Genomic DNA, 3210 nt, shown 5'->3' with positions numbered 1-3210 from the left:
GGGGGGGGGGAGGGGGGGGGGGGAGGAAACACACACCGGGGGGGGGAGGGGGGGGGGGTTGGTGGGGGGGGTGTTTGTCGGGGCGCCCCCCCCCCCCGGCCCGATTCCACCCCCCACCCCGGAGGACGGCCATGGAGCCCACCTCGCTCTCCCGCAACCGGGACTTCCGGCTGCTCTGGGTCGGCGGCCTGATGGCCTCGCTCGGCTCCCAACTCGCCTCTATCGCCCTGCCGTTGCTCGTCCTGCGGGAGACCGGATCGGCCGCCCAGGCGGGCGCCATCGGCACCGTCTCGATCGGCGCGCTGCTGCTCACCATGCTGCCCGGCGGCGTCATCGCCGACCGGATCGAGCGGCGCCGGCTGATGCGGGTGTGCGACGTCGGCAGCCTGCTCGCCGTCACCGCGCTGGTGATCGCCGTCCTGCGCGGCCACACCCCGCTGCCACTGGTGCTGCTGGTGGCCGCCGCCGGGGCGCTCATCACCAGCGCCTACGGGCCCGCCGCCGGCGGCCTGCTGCGCGCGGTGGTGCCGCGCGAGCAGGTCCGCGCGGCGTCGTCCCGGATGCAGGCGCGCGGCGCCGCCGCCCGGCTGGTCGGGCCGATCGCCGGCGGCGCGCTGTTCGCCTGGCACCCGGTGCTGCCGTTCCTCGCGGAGGGCGTCGGGCTGCTGCTCTCCACCGTCTGCGTCGCGCTGATGCGGACCCGCTCGGTGCCCGCCGCCAGGAGCGGCGCGGCGTTCAGCCGCGGCGAACTGACCGCCGGACTCAGCTTCATCTGGCGCCAGCCCTACCTGCGCACCCTGCTGCTGATCTTCGGGCTCGGGATGAACTTCGCGTTCAGCGCGCTGATGTTCACCACCCTGGCCGTGGCCTCCGACGGCGGCCGTTCCGGGATCGGCGGCGGCACCGTGGTCTCCTGCACCGCGGCCGGCGCCCTGGCCGGCGCGCTGCTCGCCCCGAGGCTGGAGGCCCGGACTGGGCCCAGAGCGCGCCCCGGGGCGAGTGACGGCAGGCTGGTGGCGCTCAGCTGCTGGGCGGCCGCCGCCACCGCCGGGGTGCTGGTGCTCACCCGGATCCCGCTGCTGATCGGGCTGCTCTGCGCGGTGTGCATGTGCCTGTCCACGGTCGCCAGCATCGGCTTCGTCTCCGGCATGCTGCTCGCCGCGCCGCCCGACCGGATCGGCCGGGTGCAGAGCGCCGCCGGTTTCCTGTCCACCCTGGTCCAGCCGTTCGGCCCGCTGGTGGGCGGCGCGCTGCTCGGCGCCCTGGGCGGCACCCGGACCTTCGCGCTGCTGGCCCTCGCCATCTCGCTCTGCGCGGCCGTGGTCACCTGGGCGCCGCCGGTCCGGCGCGGCCCGGCGCCGGTCCCGGCACCGCTACCCGCACCCGCAGGCTGAACGGCCCGGCGGCCCGGGAGACGAATGACCCGGAAGAGCTTGGAAGACGACCCGGAAGAGGAGGCGCGCCATGGCCGGCGCCCAGGAGACCCAGCTGTACTGCCTCGCCGATCCGATGTACTACGACACCCCGGGGCGCCTCCGCGACCGGGCCGGCCGGTACCCGCTGGGGCTCGGCGCACCGCCCGCCGGGTGGCGGCGCGAACGGCGCGGGCTGTGGACGGCGTTGCGGCCGGACGGCGCCCGGCTGCCGGAGCAGGGCTGGAAGATCCACGTCTCGACCGTGCCGGAGGAGGCCGAGGCGACTCTGCGGGCCGTCGCGCGGGTCTGCACGGCGCGCCGCACGACGTTCAAGTTCCTGCGCAGCGACGAGGCGCTGCGGGTCGCGAACGGCAAGTACATGGGGCGCGGCAGCAGCGGCAAGTTCGTCACCGTCTACCCGGGGTCGGAGGAGGAGTTCCTGGCCGTGGCGGCGGAGTTGGCCGAGGTGCTGGCGGGCCGCCTGGGGCCGTACGTGCTCACCGACCTGCGGATCGGCACGGCCCCCGTGTACGTGCGCTACGGCGCGTTCGTCGAGCTGTGGTGCCAGGACGAGGACGGGCGGCCCGTGCCCGCGCTGCGCGACCCGTCCGGCGAGCTGGTCCCCGACCGGCGCGACCCGGTGTTCCAACTGCCCGCCTGGGTCGAACCGCCCGAGGAGCTTCGCCCGCACCTGGCCGCCCGGGAGGCGGCCGGCGGCGACCTGCCGTACCGGATCGTCGAGGTGCTGCAGTTCTCCAACGCCGGCGGGATCTACCTCGCCGAGCACCGGACCACCGGGGAGCGGGTGGTGCTGCGCGAGGCCCGCCCGCACGCCGGGCTGGACGCCGCCGGGGACGACGCCGTCACCCGGCTGCGGCGCGAGCAGTGGGCGCTGGAACGGCTCGCCGGTCTGGACTGCGTGCCCCGGCTGCACGAGGTCCGGACGGTCTGGGAGCACACCTTCCTGGTCCAGGAGCACATCGAGGGCGTCCAGCTGTTCGCCGAGGCGATCCGCCGTTACCCGCTGGTGCACCAGGACTGCACCGCCGGACAGCGCGCCGAGTACGCGCACTGGGTGGCCGGGGTCGTGGCCGGGCTGGAGAAGGCGCTCGGCGCCCTGCACGAGCGGGGCGTCCGGTTCGGCGACCTGCACCCGGCCAATGTGATCGTCCGTCCGGACGGTTCGGTGGTGCTCGTCGACTTCGAGTACGCGGAGGAGCTCACCGGCCGCCGTGTCCCGCTCGCCGGCGCGGGCGGGTTGCAGCCCCCGCCCGGGCTCGACGGGGCCGACGCCGACCGCCACATGCTCTGGGCCACCTGGCTGATGCTGCTGATGCCCGTGATGGAGCTGGCCGAACGCGATCCCGGCAAGCTGCCCGCGCTGGAACGGCGGGCACGGCGCTGGTTCGGCCTCGGGCCGGAGGAGGGACCGGTGCGGCCGGGCGCCGTGGCGCCGGTGGCGCCGGTGGAACCGGTCGGCGAACGGCGGGTCCGCGAACTCCTCGCCGGGCCCACCCTCGACGCCGCCAGGAACGAACTCGTCGCCGGCATCCACGCCGGGGCCACCCCCGACCGGCCGGACCGGCTCTTCCCCGGCGACCCGGCCGGATTCGCCGACGGCGGCACCGGCGTCGCCCACGGCGCCGCCGGCGTGCTGTACGCGCTGCACCGGGCCGGGGCGCCCTGCCCCGACGAGTACGCGGACTGGCTGATCGCGGCGATGCGGCGGCGCGGCCCGAGACCGGGCGCAGGCGGGCTCTTCGACGGGCCGCTCGGCGTGGCGGCCGTGCTCGCC

2 protein-coding genes are annotated in these 3210 nt (G+C 76.4%); both read left to right on the top strand.

All coding sequences use genetic code 11. From position 1 onward, the window contains the following. Positions 1 to 131: 131 nt before the first annotated feature. Positions 132 to 1394 (top strand): MFS transporter, encoded by a 1263-nt coding sequence (locus ACFVX9_RS26575; RefSeq protein ID WP_380372089.1) that lies wholly within the window; start codon positions 132 to 134, stop codon positions 1392 to 1394. Between the two features lie 70 nt (positions 1395 to 1464). Then, positions 1465 to 3210, top strand: a 1746-nt coding sequence (gene lanKC / locus ACFVX9_RS26570; protein WP_387983777.1) for a class III lanthionine synthetase LanKC, incomplete at its 3' end; no start/stop codon positions are given.

The sequence above is a fragment of the Kitasatospora sp. NPDC058243 genome, from assembly GCF_042882025.1.
Lineage (GTDB): Bacteria > Actinomycetota > Actinomycetes > Streptomycetales > Streptomycetaceae > Kitasatospora.
This window is presented reverse-complemented; position numbering and strand designations above follow the sequence as displayed.